Genomic DNA, 14049 nt, shown 5'->3' on the forward strand with positions numbered 1-14049 from the left:
GGAATTATCAATGAGTTGGAATAAAGACGCGGCTGTTTCTTACCTCCGCTCGCATGCGCTTGGACACTCTCATAACGAATGCGCGAAGTTTACACGTCGTGCCATAATCGCTGGCGGCATTACGCTTGAACGCACACATGATGCGAAGGATTATGGACCAAAACTTTTGCGTGCAGGTTTTAGGGAAGTTCCTCCCGGTTCGACGTTGCTTAGCGGAGATGTCGCTGTAATTCAGCCCTATCCTGGGGGAAATTCAAGCGGCCATATGACAATGTTCGACGGCACCCGGTGGATCTCAGATTTTACCCAGCTCAGTATGTACCCCGGGCCAGGTTACCGCCGCGCACAACCAACCTATAAGATTTACAGGATGAGTCGATGATGAGGGGGATTATAATTACTCTTGCGTTATTATTATCAGCTTGTACGTGCGTACCTCAGCAGAATGCTGCCGAACGGGCGGAAGAATTTTACTCCAACTATCTGACGTTTTTTGCGGAAAGTGATGGTGAATACCCTCAGCTTAGAGAATACGTTGCGGCAGATACGCTATCCCGACTTAACGAGATAGAGTCTATTCCTGAGCAGGAAATCCTGGGGTCAGATTATTTCGCTTATGTTCAGGATTATGATCCCTCCTGGGTGAAGGGGCTTGAGGTTGGTGTGGCGCATCAGTTCATCAATGGCGAAGTTCTTCCTGTCAGGATTGGTATTGAGAATGGTGGGTTTCTTAATCTTGAAGTCTATATGCGTCGTGAAGACGGAAAGTGGAAAATTTACCGCGTGAATGACGTAACCGATCGCTACGAGCACCCCATATTTAATGCTGGAGCAATTACTCGAGCAAAGTCATTAGCGGAAAGCGGACTTTAAGCACATCTATAAACAATACACTGGCAAACTGTTATAGCTAAATAGGCCAGGTCTGTTTCTGCAACCCAGAGCTGGCGCGGCTTAGAATGGCATCGACATAATTACATCGCGGAGTTTTGCATGTTTGGTTTAGATGCTTTTCACCTTGCGCGGATACAGTTTGCCTTTACCGTATCCTTTCACATTATTTTCCCGGCCATCACCATTGGTCTCGCAAGCTACCTTGCCGTGCTCGAAGGGCTGTGGCTGAAAACAAAAAATCCGGTCTGGCGCTCACTGTACCATTTCTGGTCGAAGATTTTTGCCGTCAACTTTGGCATGGGCGTGGTCTCCGGGCTGGTGATGGCCTACCAGTTTGGCACCAACTGGAGCGGCTTTTCGCAGTTTGCGGGCAGTATTACCGGCCCGCTTCTGACCTACGAAGTGCTTACCGCCTTCTTCCTCGAAGCCGGATTCCTCGGCGTAATGCTGTTCGGCTGGAACAAAGTTGGGCCTGGGCTGCACTTCTTCGCTACCTGCATGGTCGCGCTGGGGACCATCATCTCTACCTTCTGGATCCTCTCTTCTAACAGCTGGATGCAGACCCCGCAGGGCTATGAGATCGTCAACGGTCAGGTGGTACCGGTAGACTGGTTCGCGGTGGTGTTTAACCCCTCCTTCCCTTACCGCCTGCTGCACATGTCGATAGCCGCGTTCCTGAGCAGCGCCCTGTTTGTCGGCGCATCCGCGGCATGGCATCTGCTGCGCGGCAATAATACCCCCGCCATCCGGGCAATGTTTTCGATGGCACTGTGGATGACGCTGATTGTCGCCCCCATCCAGGCCCTGGTTGGGGATATGCACGGGTTGAACACCTTAAAGCACCAGCCCGCCAAGATCGCCGCCATTGAGGGCCACTGGGAAAACCCGCCGGGTGAGCCGACCCCGCTGCTGCTGTTTGGCTGGCCGGATATGGAGCAGGAGCGTACCCGCTTTGGACTGGAGATCCCCGCGCTCGGCAGCCTTATTCTGACGCACAGTCTGGATAAACAGGTTCCGGCGCTGAAAGAGTTTCCAAAGGAAGACCGCCCGAATTCCACCATCGTCTTCTGGTCGTTCCGCATTATGGCGGGCCTGGGCATGCTGATGCTGCTGCTTGGGGTAACGGCACTCTGGCTGCGCTATAAAAAGCGCGTTTATTCATCGCGCCCTTTCCTGTGGTTTGCGCTGCTGATGGGGCCATCCGGGCTGATTGCCATTCTGGCCGGGTGGATCACCACCGAAGTGGGCCGCCAGCCGTGGGTGGTCTATGGGCTTCAGCGAACGAAGGATGCGGTTTCTGCCCATGGTGATTTGCATATGAGCGTGAGCCTGCTGGCCTTCTTCATCGTTTACACCTCGGTATTCGGCGTGGGTTACAGCTATATGGTGCGCCTCATCCGAAAAGGCCCGCAGCCGCATGAGTCTTTCGCCACCGAGTCCGATGGACGTCCGGCGCGCCCGCTTTCTGCCGTCACAACTGAATATAAGGAGCAGCCATAATGGGTATCGATCTTTCCATTATCTGGTTTGTGATCATCGTCTTTGCCACGCTGATGTATATCGTGATGGACGGTTTTGATCTGGGGATCGGCATTCTGTTCCCGGCCACGCAAAACGCCGACGATCGCGACGTGATGGTCAACAGCGTCGCGCCGGTCTGGGACGGGAATGAAACCTGGCTGGTGCTGGGCGGTGCCGCCCTGTTCGGCGCATTCCCGCTGGCCTATGCGGTCATCGTTGATGCCCTGACCATTCCGCTGACATTAATGCTGATCGGACTTATTTTCCGCGGGGTGGCATTTGAGTTTCGCTTTAAAGCCACGCCGGCGCACCGTCCGTTCTGGGATAAGGCGTTTATAGGTGGTTCCATTCTGGCGACGTTTACCCAGGGCGTGACGGTGGGCGCCGTCATTAACGGCTTTACCGTCACCGGCCGGGCCTATACCGGCGGCCCCTTTGACTGGTTTACCGCGTTTAACCTGTTTTGCGGCGCGGGCCTGGTGGTAGCCTACGCGCTGTTAGGCTCCACCTGGCTGGTGATGAAAAGCGAAAACGCGTTGCAACAGCGGATGCGTGAAGTATCGAAAACACTGTTAATCGTGCTTCTGGCGTTTATTGCCGCCATTAGCCTCTGGACGCCGCTGGCGCAACCGGCCATCGCCGCGCGCTGGTTTACGCTGCCGAACCTGTTTTATCTGCTGCCCGTCCCTGCTCTGGTGGTGATTTTTAGCCTGTACCAGTGGCGCTGCCTGAATAATCAAGCCAGCCATAGCCGTCCGTTTATCCTGACGCTGGGGCTGATATTCCTCGGCTTTAGCGGGCTGGGGATCAGCATCTGGCCGCATATTATTCCACCGTCGATCACCCTGTGGCAGGCCGCCGCACCGACGCAAAGCCAGGGCTTTATGCTGGTCGGCGCGCTGTTGATCATTCCCGTAATTCTGGTCTACACCTTCTGGAGTTACTACGTTTTCCGCGGCAAAGTTCAGCATGGGGAGGGTTATCACTGATGCAACAACCGGTCTGGAAAAGATTGCTGTGGCTGGCCATTATCTGGGGCGGCAGCGTACTGGCGCTGGCTGCGGTCAGTATGCTCTTCCGTATGCTGATGACGGCAGCAGGGTTTAAATCGCATTAACTTCATCCCGGGCAACCGCAGCGTTGCCCGTCTCCTTCCCCCCGCACTTTCAGATAAACCCCATTAACGCACGGCAGAGTATCGTTACACTGGAAAAAGATTCACAGTATTTATAGTTTGAGAAGAAAAATGAAAAAGCTCATTGCGTTAAGTGTTATCAGTCTTGTCCTTACCGGGTGCGTTAATCCGGGTAAAGCCTCCGTTCAGCCGGAGCAACTTCAGAACCACCGCTTTGTGCTGGAAAATGTGAACGGTAAGGCGGTTAAGACCGCGACAACGCAACCTGAGATCAGTTTTAGTGCCCTGCCTGATATCAGCCTGGTGAATAACATCAGCGTTTCTGGCCAGATGTGTAACCGCTTCAACGGACAGGGGAAATTGTCCGAAGGCGAGCTTAAAGTGAAAACGCTGGCCATGACGCGTAAGCTCTGTACTGAACCGCAGCTGAATGAGCTGGATCAGGCCATCGGCGACATGCTGCGCAAAGGGGCGCAGGTCGACCTGACGGAAGACCAGTTAACGCTGGCGACAGCCGATAAAACGCTGATGTTTAAGCGTGTAGAATAATCAGTAGTTACCGCAGCTTCCAACGGCAAGCGACTGTTCACTACAGCGTTTGCCGTTTGGCAAGGCGCACATCCCAATCGCAGAACCATCAAGCTGGCGGGCAACCGACAGCGAGCCGCCAATCATCGCGCAGTTAGCCTGACCCGAGCTGGACATCGCCGCCTTCATTCCCGGCGCCACGTGGGCTGCCGTTGCCTGCTGAACGGGTTCACTGCTACATGCCGACAACAATAATGCGGCACACCCTACCCAAAATGCTGAGCGCATGCTCTCTCCCCCATGAATAATGCGAAACCTATGCATAATAGGCATCCCATCCCGTGTCGTCGAGAGCGGAAGTGCGTATTTATGCGCTCCAGAAACAATTTCTCGCAATTTTTTCGCCAAAAGTTTGATCTACTCATTGATGGCGAGAATACCGAGGACACAAAAGCGAAAATCGTAAAATCCCCCTTTTGCTAGAATACACAGATAATATTCAGGGTTTGTCGTCGTAATACAGACCCCTATTTTTTGCGCAATGTAAGGGTGTTGTCCTATGCAAACTATTGACGGTAATGGTGCAGTTGCCTCAGTCGCGTTTCGCACCAGTGAAGTTATCGCCATCTACCCGATTACGCCAAGCTCGACCATGGCTGAGCAGGCGGACGCCTGGGCGGGTAACGGGTTAAAAAACGTCTGGGGCGATGTCCCGAGAGTGGTTGAGATGCAGTCTGAAGCCGGTGCGATTGCCACGGTGCACGGCGCGCTTCAGACCGGCGCGCTTTCCACGTCGTTCACCTCTTCTCAGGGATTGTTGTTAATGATCCCGACGCTGTACAAACTCGCCGGGCAACTGACCCCCTTTGTTCTGCACGTCGCGGCGCGGACCGTTGCCACCCACGCGCTCTCTATCTTTGGCGATCACTCTGACGTGATGGCCGTACGCCAGACCGGCTGCGCGATGCTGTGCGCCAGCAGCGTTCAGGAAGCCCAGGACTTTGCTTTAATCTCGCATATCGCCACGCTCAAAAGCCGGGTGCCGTTTATTCATTTTTTTGACGGTTTCCGCACCTCTCACGAAATTAACAAAATCGTCCCGGTGGCTGACGAGACAATCCTGAATCTCCTCCCGCAGGCGGATATCGACGCGCATCGCGCCCGCGCCCTGAATCCGGAACACCCGGTGATTCGCGGCACGTCGGCGAACCCGGATACCTATTTCCAGTCCCGCGAGGCCACGAACCCGTGGTACAACGCGGTTTACGACCATGTTGAACAGGCGATGAATGACTTTGCCGCCGCGACCGGTCGGGAATACAAACCCTTTGAGTATTACGGCCATCCACAGGCGGAACGGGTCATTGTGTTGATGGGCTCTGCCATTGGCACCTGCGAGGAAGTTGTTGACGAGCTGCTGACGCGCGGCGAAAAGGTTGGCGTGCTTAAAGTGCGTCTCTATCGGCCGTTCTCGGCGAAACATCTCCTCTCTGCTCTGCCGGAGAGCGCGCGTACCATTGCGGTGCTCGATCGCACCAAAGAGCCGGGGGCGCAGGCGGAACCGCTGTATCTGGATGTGATGACGGCCCTGGCCGAAGCCTTTAATCATGGCGAACGTGAAACGCTGCCGCGCGTTATCGGAGGGCGGTATGGTTTGTCCTCCAAAGAGTTCGGACCGGACTGCGTGCTGGCGGTATTCAACGAGCTCAGCGAAGCGAAGCCCAAGCCGCGTTTTACCGTCGGCATTTATGATGATGTGACCAATCTGTCCCTGTCGCTGCCGGAAAACACCCTGCCCTCAACCGCCAAACTCGAGGCGCTGTTCTATGGTCTGGGCAGTGACGGCAGCGTCTCTGCGACCAAAAACAACATCAAAATCATCGGGAACTCCACGCCGTGGTACGCCCAGGGGTACTTCGTCTATGACTCCAAGAAAGCCGGCGGTCTGACCGTTTCCCATCTGCGGGTGAGCGAACAGCCCATCCGCTCTGCGTATCTTATTTCTCAGGCTGATTTTGTTGGCTGTCACCAGCTGCAGTTTATCGATAAATACCAGATGGCCGAGCGCCTGAAGCCTGGCGGTATTTTCCTCCTGAATACGCCATACAGCGCAGATGAGGTCTGGTCGCGCCTGCCGCAGGAAGTGCAGGCGGTGCTGAACCAGAAAAAAGCCCGTTTCTTTGTGGTGAACGCGGCGAAAATTGCCCGCGAATGTGGCCTTGCCGCGCGTATCAATACCGTTATGCAGATGGCCTTCTTCCATCTGACGAATATCCTGCCAGGCGACAGCGCGCTGGCGGAACTGCAGGGCGCGATTGCCAAAAGTTATAGCAGCAAGGGCCAGGAGCTGGTCGAACGTAACTGGCAGGCGCTGGCGCTGGCGCGCGAGTCGCTGTTCGAGGTGCCGCTGCAGCCGGTCAATGCCGCAAGCCCGAACCGCCCTCCGGTCGTGTCCGATGCGGCGCCTGATTTCGTGAAGACCGTGACGGCGGCGATGCTGGCCGGGCTGGGTGATGCCCTGCCCGTCTCTGCGCTGCCGCCAGATGGCACCTGGCCGATGGGCACCACCCGCTGGGAAAAACGAAACATCGCCGAAGCGATCCCCATCTGGAAGGAAGAGCTGTGTACCCAGTGCAACCACTGCGTAGCGGCCTGCCCGCACTCTGCCATTCGCGCCAAAGTGGTGTCACCGGAAGAGATGGAGGCCGCGCCGGCCAGCCTGCATTCGCTGGATGTGAAATCACGCGATATGCGCGGACAGAAATACGTTCTGCAGGTCGCACCGGAAGATTGCACCGGCTGTAATCTGTGCGTCGAGGTCTGTCCGGCGAAAGACAGGCAGAACCCGGAGATCAAAGCCATCAATATGATGTCGCGTCTGGAGCATGTTGAAGAGGAGAAGGTCAATTATGACTTCTTCCTGAATCTGCCGGAAATCGATCGCAGCAAACTGGAACGCATTGATATTCGCACTTCACAGCTGATCACGCCGCTGTTTGAATACTCCGGCGCCTGTTCAGGCTGCGGTGAAACGCCGTACATCAAGCTGCTCACCCAGCTGTACGGCGACAGGATGCTGATTGCCAACGCTACCGGCTGTTCGTCTATCTATGGCGGTAACCTGCCCTCCACGCCGTACACCACTGACGCCAACGGTCGCGGTCCCGCGTGGGCAAACTCGCTATTCGAGGACAACGCCGAATTTGGCCTGGGCTTCCGCCTGACCGTTGACCAGCACCGCGCACGCGTGATGCGCCTGCTGGAACAGTTTGCCGGGCAGATCCCCGCCGGGCTCAATGACGCGCTTCACGCGGACGCGACGCCAGAGGTACGTCGTGAGCAGGTTGCTGAGCTACGTCAGGCGCTTCAGGGCGTGGCGGGCGCTGAACAACTGCTGACCGACGCGGACGCGCTGGTTGAGAAATCAATCTGGCTGATTGGCGGTGACGGCTGGGCTTACGATATCGGCTTCGGTGGACTGGATCACGTGTTGAGCCTGACCGAAAACGTCAATATCTTGGTTCTTGATACGCAGTGTTATTCCAACACCGGTGGCCAGGCATCGAAAGCGACGCCGCTTGGCGCAGTCACGAAATTCGGTGAACACGGCAAACGCAAGGCACGTAAAGATCTCGGCGTGAGCATGATGATGTACGGCCACGTTTACGTCGCACAAATCTCGCTGGGGGCACAGCTTAACCAGACGGTGAAGGCTATCCAGGAAGCGGAAGCGTATCCAGGCCCGTCGCTGATCATTGCCTACAGTCCGTGTGAAGAGCATGGCTACGACCTGGCACTCAGCCACGATCAAATGCGACAGCTGACCGCGACCGGCTTCTGGCCGCTGTACCGGTTCGACCCGCGCCGTGCGGACGAAGGTAAGTTACCGCTGGCGCTGGACTCTCGTCCACCGTCAGATGCCCTGGCCGAGACGTTGATGCAGGAACAACGCTTCCGTCGCCTTAACGCGCAGCAGCCAGAAGTGGCCGAACAGCTATGGAAAGACGCCGCGGCCGATCTGCAGAAACGGTATGACTTCCTGGCGCAGCTGGCGGGTAAAGCCGAAAAATCGACCAGCGACTAGTGTCTCAGCCCGGCGTGTCCGGGCTTTTTTTTGCCATAAAAAAACCCGGTGTATTCACACCGGGCGAATCCAGATAATCATTAAATATCTATTTAGTTTCCTAAATAATATTCACGCGAATTATGGATAAATAATCTTAAAGGCATATAACGCCGCCAAGAATAGCTTACTTAACGCCTGATTAATAATTTTAATTTTATATACTTTGCATTAAGACATTCATCAAACCAATGACTATTACCGTTGATTTATTCGGTTTAGATTTTACTTAGTTCGTAACAATTATAATTTATTACTCTTACTCAGGAGTGATTTAGCATGAGACAACTTTCTCACTCAGGAAGTTCAACAGGTAATTAAATAAAAACAACCGCAAAGGAATATCATAATGCAAAGAAAAGTACTGGCCCTGATGATTCCAGCTCTGTTAATGGCTGGCGCAACTCATGCAGCAGAGATTTATAATAAAGACGGCAACAAATTAGATCTGTACGGAAAAGTAGATGGTCTGCACTATTTCTCCGACGATAAAGGCGCTGACGGGGATCAAACCTACATGCGTCTGGGCTTCAAAGGCGAAACCCAGATCAACGACATGATGACCGGCTACGCGCAGTGGGAATACAACATTCAGGCTAATAACACCGAAGGGTCTGATAACCAGTCCTGGACGCGTCTGGCCTTCGCCGGTATCAAAGTGGGTGATTATGGCTCGTTTGATTACGGTCGTAACTACGGTGTTATGTACGACGTGGAAGGCTGGACCGATATGCTGCCTGAGTTCGGCGGGGACTCCTACACCAAAGCCGATAACTTCATGACCGGCCGTGCCAACGGCGTGGCCACCTACCGTAACACCGACTTCTATGGTCTGGTGCAGGGTCTGAACTTCGCGCTGCAGTATCAGGGCAAAAATGAAGATGCCAGCAACAATCAGGAAGGCACCAACAACGGCCGCGACATGCGTCACGAGAACGGCGACGGCTTCGGTATCTCTACCACCTATGACTTCGGCATGGGGATTACCGCAGGTGCAGCCTACACCTCTTCTGACCGTACTAATGACCAGGTGATCGCAGGCACTGGTGCTGCATCTCAATATGCGGGCGGCGATAAAGCGGACGCATGGACCGCGGGTCTGAAATATGACGCTAATAATATCTACCTGGCAGCCATGTACTCTGAAACCCGCAATATGACGCCATACGGTTCCACTGACAGCACTTCAGGCGGCGGTATTGCCAACAAAACCCAGAACTTCGAAGTGACCGCACAGTACCAGTTCGACTTCGGCCTGCGTCCGTCTCTTTCCTACCTGCAGTCTAAAGGTAAGGACCTCGGCAACGGCCAGGGAGACCAGGATCTGGTTAAATACGCTGACATCGGCGCGACCTACTACTTCAACAAAAACATGTCCACCTACGTTGATTACAAAATCAACCTGCTGGATGAAGATGACAGCTTCTACAAAAACAACGGCATCGGCACGGATGATGTCGTTGCACTGGGCCTGGTTTACCAGTTCTGATTGCCAGAGCCCGCATGATGATGCGGGCTCACCCCTTTTTGAAGCTCGTCACAAAAAACAGGTTCAGGAATCATGTGGTTGAGGATAAGTTGAGGGAAAGCTGGTTAAACTCAGGTGATAACCTTTTCTTCACCAGGGATAACAGCGTTGTTTGGTCGTGTATCCGTTGCCCTACTTACTCTTTTAGCGCTTATCTGGATAGCGTTAATTTTTGATTTTGCTGGTATTGTCGGTCATCTGGGCGCGGTGTTGAACCACCTCGATGGCGTTTAATATTGCTCCCGCGGAAATAAAAAGCCACCAGCAGTGCCGGTGGCGGGTAAACGCGCACTTCGCGTTATTTTTTCACGGGTTGAGGCTTTTTATCACCTGATTCAGGGGCCTCACGCGGATCGTCTTTTTCAACACAGAGCATAGTTTCTCCTGTTTCAGATAACCACCCTCCACTATAGCCAGGATGATTACAGAGTGGCCAGGCGCCAATTACGCCTTAACTGTCCCTTTCTTGCGAAAAGAGAGGTAGCCAAACACCCCGCTGTCTCCATCCGAGGGATGGTTAACCCCGTCCATCACCGTCACTTCAGGGAAATCGAACGGTGAGACGTTTTCGAAGCAGGCAACATTCACGCCGTATTCGTTTGGATTGGAACGCCGCTGATGGAACGTGTAGATCCCGCACACCGAGCAGAAGAAGTGCCGTGCCGTTCCCGTGTTAAAGCGGTACTCCGTGAGCTTATCCTCACCTTTAGTCACTGTAATCCCTGACAGCGGCGCAGAGACGACGACCGCGCCCCTCATGCGACAAAAGGAACAGCTGCAGCGCCGCGCGGTATTCAGGCCATCCTTGAGCGCAACGGTAAAGGCCACCGCACCGCAATGGCACTGCGCATTACGACATTCAGCCATAGGCTATACCCCTTTTCTCACCAGCTCGGCGGCTTTGACGAAAACCTCGTCTTCTACACCATCGCCTTTTTGCCTGCCGAGCCTGACCAGTTCATCGACAATACTGTTGCGATGGATCGGTTTCTGCGCTGAAACCAGCCCAATGACGGCGGCCCCAATCGCCAGCCCCACTAAACCTGTTTGTTCGTCTTTGTTCATCATGCTCATGCTCCTGATACAACAGACAAGCGTAGCAGGAATCCGGTAAAACGGAATGAGGACACTCGCTTTGTGAATATAATTTACGTAGTTCAGACAGGTACGACTTCTAAAATCGACAGATACGAACGGGTGTCTATTATAGTGTTTAGCTTCAGACTGGTCTTTTCAAACAAGATCTGATACTCAGACTCCGTTCTTGCCCGCCCTCCATCAAAGCTTGTTAAAAGAAGAAGGTCAATTTCAAATCGTCCCTGCTCATTATTTTCTTTTTTTATAAGTGGTTCAAAAATTAATAATCGGGAATTTTCTTTCATTGCATTTCTACACGATTGAAGTATCTGAACCGCTTTCTCATCAGGCCAGTCCATCAAAATATATTTAAGCAGGTAAATATCCGCTACAGGACAGGCTTCAAAAAAGTCACCCTCAACTGCCTTCCATCGACGATTGTCATTTAACAGATACAGTCGATTCCGCGCAAGCACGTCTTTTTGATCGAACAGGATCCCTGTTAAGGTCGGATTTCGGCGTAAAACAGCCAGCAATAAATTACCCAGCCCACCGGCAATATCGGCAACGATAGCATTTTGAGGAAACGAATAGCTATCGGCGATGACTTCATTCTCTACGGATGACATAGAGGCCATACCCGCATGAAAAATGTTGCTGTCAGTCATCGTGTCATCATGCTGCCAGTAGTCGTAAAAAGGCTTGCCAAACAAATCATTAAAAACAGGTTTGCCTTGCAATATCTCATCCATTTTAGCCGCTGGCTGCCAGAATGTTGGGTCTGTCAGCATGAGCACCGCCGCACGCAATGAAAATTCATGCTCAGAACACAGGAACTGTGCTGAATGGCTAAGGCTGTATTCAGCTTCGGACAGTTCGTTGAACACTCCACGAGAGGATAATACGCGCATGATCCGATGAAGATAGTCGCCATCGACATTAAGCTCCTCCGCCAGTTGCGTAACGGATTTTTTTCCTTCAACCAGACGATCTGCAACGCCTAATACTGCGACAGCCCGAAGTGCTGCCTGCCAGACAAAACCCATGCTTTGCTCTAACAAACACATTCCTTCTTTACGGCTTAGCAAATCCAGACTATTAGGATGTGACATTTTCTACTCCTTACCAATAAAGATGTGCTGAACAACTAAAACGCCGTTAGCAAGCGTAAGTCTGGTAGCGAGCTTTATCCATAATGTCAGTAAGGATTATTTGTGCGGTTTCGTACCGTTTAGCATACAGTCCATTTCAATACGTAAAAAAACAGGGCCACTTACTCCATATTTTGATTAATAACACCATGACACTATTATTTCATAAATGATTACCATGATAGAAATAATACCTGTCGTGAGACAGACATTTCATCGTCAGAATCTCGGTGCCAGCCCGTATTTTGGCGTTTTGATATTTGCCGCCCAAATTTTGATATCGTTTTGCAGGAGAATAGTGAAATCAGATTTCAAATGCGTCACCATGCCATTGACGCTGTCCGCATCCACAACTGAAAAATGTTCAATTCTGTTCTTCCCTATCTGAACACAAGCATATTTGGCGGGAAGCACTGTACCATTCACATTGAGTGGCAGCTTATTCTCACCACAGCGCCCTTCCGTAATATATGACACCAGCAAATTAGCGGATTTCCTCCCGGGCTGGGATACGCTCACCATGACGGGATAACCTTCCGAGGTCTGCGTCATATCATAAAGCACCGCATTTTTCATATACCAGGTATTATATTCCCGCTCCTGAAAAGCGGACCAGCAAGGCGCAGAAAAAAGCGCCAGCACTGCCAGCGTAATAGAGACTATTTTCATGGAATGTTATCGTCCGTGGTGTTGCACGTATTATTCAGATTGTGCAAAAAACAGCAACAACTTAAGAATAGTCCTACTACTATTGGCAGTGATGGAGGAACAATTAACGACGCGCGACGCGGTCTGTTTCCTGTTGCTAACGTATCTTCGCTTTATTTATTCCGACTGGCCGTTCGGATCGCTTCCAGACCGACGCGCTGTCCGAATGACAGCTCTAACGTATTTCCATCGGGATCGGCAAAAAAGACATAGTATCCGACGGGGTCGCCTACATTCTCAGGCGCTTTCCTTAGCACACCTTCAGCGGTGGCCATCGCGGTTTTTCTGTCAATTTCTTCGCGGGTCGCGCAGGCAATTCCCAGATGACCAAAGCTGCCCAGCGGCGTATCGGTCACGGAATCGGCCTGTACCAGAACCAGTGCAAAAGGACGGGTATGGTCGCTAAGCCATGCGACTTTTCTTGCATCAGGCATGTCGGGTTCACGTAAATGAATGACCTCCATACCGGCATAGCGACGATAGAACGCGATACTCTTTTCCAGGTCCCTGACCATAAACGCGACATGAGTGAAACCTACATCAATGTCTTTCATTTTAAGATGTTACTCCTTTATCAACGTGGTGCTGACATCTTAAAAGCTCAAGTTAACTTGATGTCAATACGCTCATAAAGAAGAAACAGGCGAGAAATGGTAAACCGCCGCCATCACGGCAATGCTAACGACAATGCTTAAGAAAAAGTAGGTTTTAAAGGGCTGCTTTTGCGTTTTATGGCGAAAGAGTTGCTGGCCCACAATCGCGCCAGGCCAGCCGCCGGTTACGCCAAATACCAGCAGCGTGGCTTCCGGTACCCTGCGCATACCCTTACGCGCCGCCCGTTTATCGGCGCCATACATAGCCATCGTCAGCACATTGATCAGCAGAAACCACATAGCCAAAGGGTTAGAGGCAAAAAGGCTGCCGATTGCAGCAAAGATCAGGAGTAAATAAAAAAAGCGATTGAGGGTCATAGCACCAACCACCGGGTTGTTTAGCAATTACGAAGCCGCATTATACCCTATCTTGCTGACGCATCTTCAAGCCAGGTTAATATGTAAGCATGACTGCATCGTCATTTCGCAGTCAGCATTTTTTTCTTAAAAAATTATACGGAAACGCCTAACGTCCAAAACCCACCGCCAGAGCAGTTGCTTAACAAGTTAAACATGATTGCATCTATTATTCAGCCGTGAAGGCGGTAATATTGACCAGGATCAGCTTTAAAATTTTACCTTAGACTCTTCATTCTTTTTTTAGTATGTAATCTCTACAGCAAAGGTTGAAAACAATTAAATTGACCACAAAGCACTCAGATAACAAAATAGCACCGTAGTTAAAACAATAACGGTCTGCATTTTATTTGGGGGATGATGCCCCCCTTTTT

16 protein-coding genes are annotated in these 14049 nt (G+C 52.2%); 8 read left to right on the top strand and 8 right to left on the bottom strand.

What is annotated here, in order from left to right:
- Positions 1 to 10: 10 nt before the first annotated feature.
- The 6 genes from ACMGGQ_RS10420 (at position 11) to hslJ (ending at position 4099) form a co-directional block, all read left to right on the top strand.
- On the top strand, positions 11 to 382 hold the full coding sequence (locus ACMGGQ_RS10420; protein WP_045326584.1) for a hypothetical protein: 372 nt from the start codon (positions 11 to 13) through the stop codon (positions 380 to 382).
- Positions 379 to 873, top strand: a complete 495-nt coding sequence (locus tag ACMGGQ_RS10425; protein WP_420289985.1) for a YbjP/YqhG family protein — start codon at positions 379 to 381, stop codon at positions 871 to 873. Before ACMGGQ_RS10420 ends, ACMGGQ_RS10425 begins: the two co-directional genes overlap by 4 nt.
- Positions 874 to 993: 120 nt before the next feature.
- A complete protein-coding gene (locus ACMGGQ_RS10430) occupies positions 994 to 2394 on the top strand; it encodes a cytochrome ubiquinol oxidase subunit I (protein WP_063621811.1) in 1401 nt (466 codons plus the stop codon).
- Complete coding sequence (cydB, locus tag ACMGGQ_RS10435) at positions 2394 to 3404, top strand: cytochrome d ubiquinol oxidase subunit II (protein WP_048223450.1); 1011 nt, start codon at positions 2394 to 2396, stop codon at positions 3402 to 3404. The genes ACMGGQ_RS10430 and cydB overlap by 1 nt, the downstream gene beginning before the upstream one ends.
- The gene (locus ACMGGQ_RS10440) at positions 3404 to 3532 is read left to right on the top strand and encodes a DUF2474 domain-containing protein (RefSeq protein ID WP_008501283.1); all 129 of its coding nucleotides are present in this window, start codon (positions 3404 to 3406) and stop codon (positions 3530 to 3532) included. Before cydB ends, ACMGGQ_RS10440 begins: the two co-directional genes overlap by 1 nt.
- A gap of 129 nt (positions 3533 to 3661) precedes the next feature.
- A complete protein-coding gene (gene hslJ, locus ACMGGQ_RS10445; protein WP_048029814.1) occupies positions 3662 to 4099 on the top strand; it encodes a heat shock protein HslJ in 438 nt (145 codons plus the stop codon).
- On the opposite strand, the gene ACMGGQ_RS10450 is transcribed toward hslJ, so the two are convergent.
- Positions 4100 to 4366 carry a DUF333 domain-containing protein gene (locus ACMGGQ_RS10450; RefSeq protein WP_023312003.1) on the bottom strand — a complete coding sequence of 89 codons (267 nt, stop codon included), beginning with the start codon at positions 4364 to 4366 and terminating at the stop codon, positions 4100 to 4102. It abuts the gene before it with no gap.
- 271 nt (positions 4367 to 4637) lie between these two features.
- Between ACMGGQ_RS10450 and nifJ the strand changes: the two genes are divergently transcribed.
- On the top strand, positions 4638 to 8162 hold the full coding sequence (gene nifJ / locus ACMGGQ_RS10455; protein ID WP_420289986.1) for a pyruvate:ferredoxin (flavodoxin) oxidoreductase: 3525 nt from the start codon (positions 4638 to 4640) through the stop codon (positions 8160 to 8162).
- Between the two features lie 388 nt (positions 8163 to 8550).
- The gene (gene ompC / locus ACMGGQ_RS10460) at positions 8551 to 9690 is read left to right on the top strand and encodes a porin OmpC (RefSeq protein ID WP_420289987.1); all 1140 of its coding nucleotides are present in this window, start codon (positions 8551 to 8553) and stop codon (positions 9688 to 9690) included.
- Positions 9691 to 10027: 337 nt separating this feature from the next.
- On the opposite strand, the gene ACMGGQ_RS10465 is transcribed toward ompC, so the two are convergent.
- The 7 genes from ACMGGQ_RS10465 to ACMGGQ_RS10495 form a co-directional block, all read right to left on the bottom strand.
- A complete protein-coding gene (locus ACMGGQ_RS10465; RefSeq protein ID WP_223239581.1) occupies positions 10028 to 10105 on the bottom strand; it encodes a hypothetical protein in 78 nt (25 codons plus the stop codon).
- Between the two features lie 68 nt (positions 10106 to 10173).
- Positions 10174 to 10596, bottom strand: coding sequence for a GFA family protein (locus tag ACMGGQ_RS10470; RefSeq protein WP_262808360.1), 423 nt, complete (start codon positions 10594 to 10596; stop codon positions 10174 to 10176).
- A gap of 3 nt (positions 10597 to 10599) precedes the next feature.
- Entirely contained in the window at positions 10600 to 10797 is a 198-nt protein-coding gene (locus ACMGGQ_RS10475; RefSeq protein WP_023616678.1) for a hypothetical protein, read from the bottom strand.
- Positions 10798 to 10886: 89 nt separating this feature from the next.
- Positions 10887 to 11918, bottom strand: coding sequence for a methyltransferase (locus tag ACMGGQ_RS10480; RefSeq protein WP_420289988.1), 1032 nt, complete (start codon positions 11916 to 11918; stop codon positions 10887 to 10889).
- Between the two features lie 258 nt (positions 11919 to 12176).
- Positions 12177 to 12626: a hypothetical protein gene (locus ACMGGQ_RS10485; RefSeq protein ID WP_048029806.1), complete on the bottom strand. Its 450-nt coding sequence runs from the start codon at positions 12624 to 12626 to the stop codon at positions 12177 to 12179.
- Positions 12627 to 12778: 152 nt separating this feature from the next.
- Positions 12779 to 13219 (bottom strand): VOC family protein, encoded by a 441-nt coding sequence (locus tag ACMGGQ_RS10490; protein ID WP_420289989.1) that lies wholly within the window; start codon positions 13217 to 13219, stop codon positions 12779 to 12781.
- Positions 13220 to 13291: 72 nt separating this feature from the next.
- Positions 13292 to 13636 (bottom strand): DUF1294 domain-containing protein, encoded by a 345-nt coding sequence (locus ACMGGQ_RS10495; protein WP_252073226.1) that lies wholly within the window; start codon positions 13634 to 13636, stop codon positions 13292 to 13294.
- Positions 13637 to 14049: the final 413 nt, after the last annotated feature.

Source organism: Enterobacter sp. BNK-13 (assembly GCF_048685015.1).
Lineage (GTDB): Bacteria > Pseudomonadota > Gammaproteobacteria > Enterobacterales > Enterobacteriaceae > Enterobacter > Enterobacter quasiroggenkampii.

What these genes read in the sequence shown, in the direction of transcription:
- ACMGGQ_RS10420 (WP_045326584.1), top strand. Translation starts at nt 11, where the DNA reads ATGAGTTGGAATAAAGACGCGGCTGTTTCTTACCTCCGCTCGCATGCG.
- ACMGGQ_RS10425 (WP_420289985.1), top strand. Translation starts at nt 379, where the DNA reads ATGATGAGGGGGATTATAATTACTCTTGCGTTATTATTATCAGCTTGT.
- ACMGGQ_RS10430 (WP_063621811.1), top strand. Translation starts at nt 994, where the DNA reads ATGTTTGGTTTAGATGCTTTTCACCTTGCGCGGATACAGTTTGCCTTT.
- cydB (WP_048223450.1), top strand. Translation starts at nt 2,394, where the DNA reads ATGGGTATCGATCTTTCCATTATCTGGTTTGTGATCATCGTCTTTGCC.
- ACMGGQ_RS10440 (WP_008501283.1), top strand. Translation starts at nt 3,404, where the DNA reads ATGCAACAACCGGTCTGGAAAAGATTGCTGTGGCTGGCCATTATCTGG.
- hslJ (WP_048029814.1), top strand. Translation starts at nt 3,662, where the DNA reads ATGAAAAAGCTCATTGCGTTAAGTGTTATCAGTCTTGTCCTTACCGGG.
- ACMGGQ_RS10450 (WP_023312003.1), bottom strand. Translation starts at nt 4,366, where the DNA reads ATGCGCTCAGCATTTTGGGTAGGGTGTGCCGCATTATTGTTGTCGGCA.
- nifJ (WP_420289986.1), top strand. Translation starts at nt 4,638, where the DNA reads ATGCAAACTATTGACGGTAATGGTGCAGTTGCCTCAGTCGCGTTTCGC.
- ompC (WP_420289987.1), top strand. Translation starts at nt 8,551, where the DNA reads ATGCAAAGAAAAGTACTGGCCCTGATGATTCCAGCTCTGTTAATGGCT.
- ACMGGQ_RS10465 (WP_223239581.1), bottom strand. Translation starts at nt 10,105, where the DNA reads ATGCTCTGTGTTGAAAAAGACGATCCGCGTGAGGCCCCTGAATCAGGT.
- ACMGGQ_RS10470 (WP_262808360.1), bottom strand. Translation starts at nt 10,596, where the DNA reads ATGGCTGAATGTCGTAATGCGCAGTGCCATTGCGGTGCGGTGGCCTTT.
- ACMGGQ_RS10475 (WP_023616678.1), bottom strand. Translation starts at nt 10,797, where the DNA reads ATGATGAACAAAGACGAACAAACAGGTTTAGTGGGGCTGGCGATTGGG.
- ACMGGQ_RS10480 (WP_420289988.1), bottom strand. Translation starts at nt 11,918, where the DNA reads ATGTCACATCCTAATAGTCTGGATTTGCTAAGCCGTAAAGAAGGAATG.
- ACMGGQ_RS10485 (WP_048029806.1), bottom strand. Translation starts at nt 12,626, where the DNA reads ATGAAAATAGTCTCTATTACGCTGGCAGTGCTGGCGCTTTTTTCTGCG.
- ACMGGQ_RS10490 (WP_420289989.1), bottom strand. Translation starts at nt 13,219, where the DNA reads ATGAAAGACATTGATGTAGGTTTCACTCATGTCGCGTTTATGGTCAGG.
- ACMGGQ_RS10495 (WP_252073226.1), bottom strand. Translation starts at nt 13,636, where the DNA reads ATGACCCTCAATCGCTTTTTTTATTTACTCCTGATCTTTGCTGCAATC.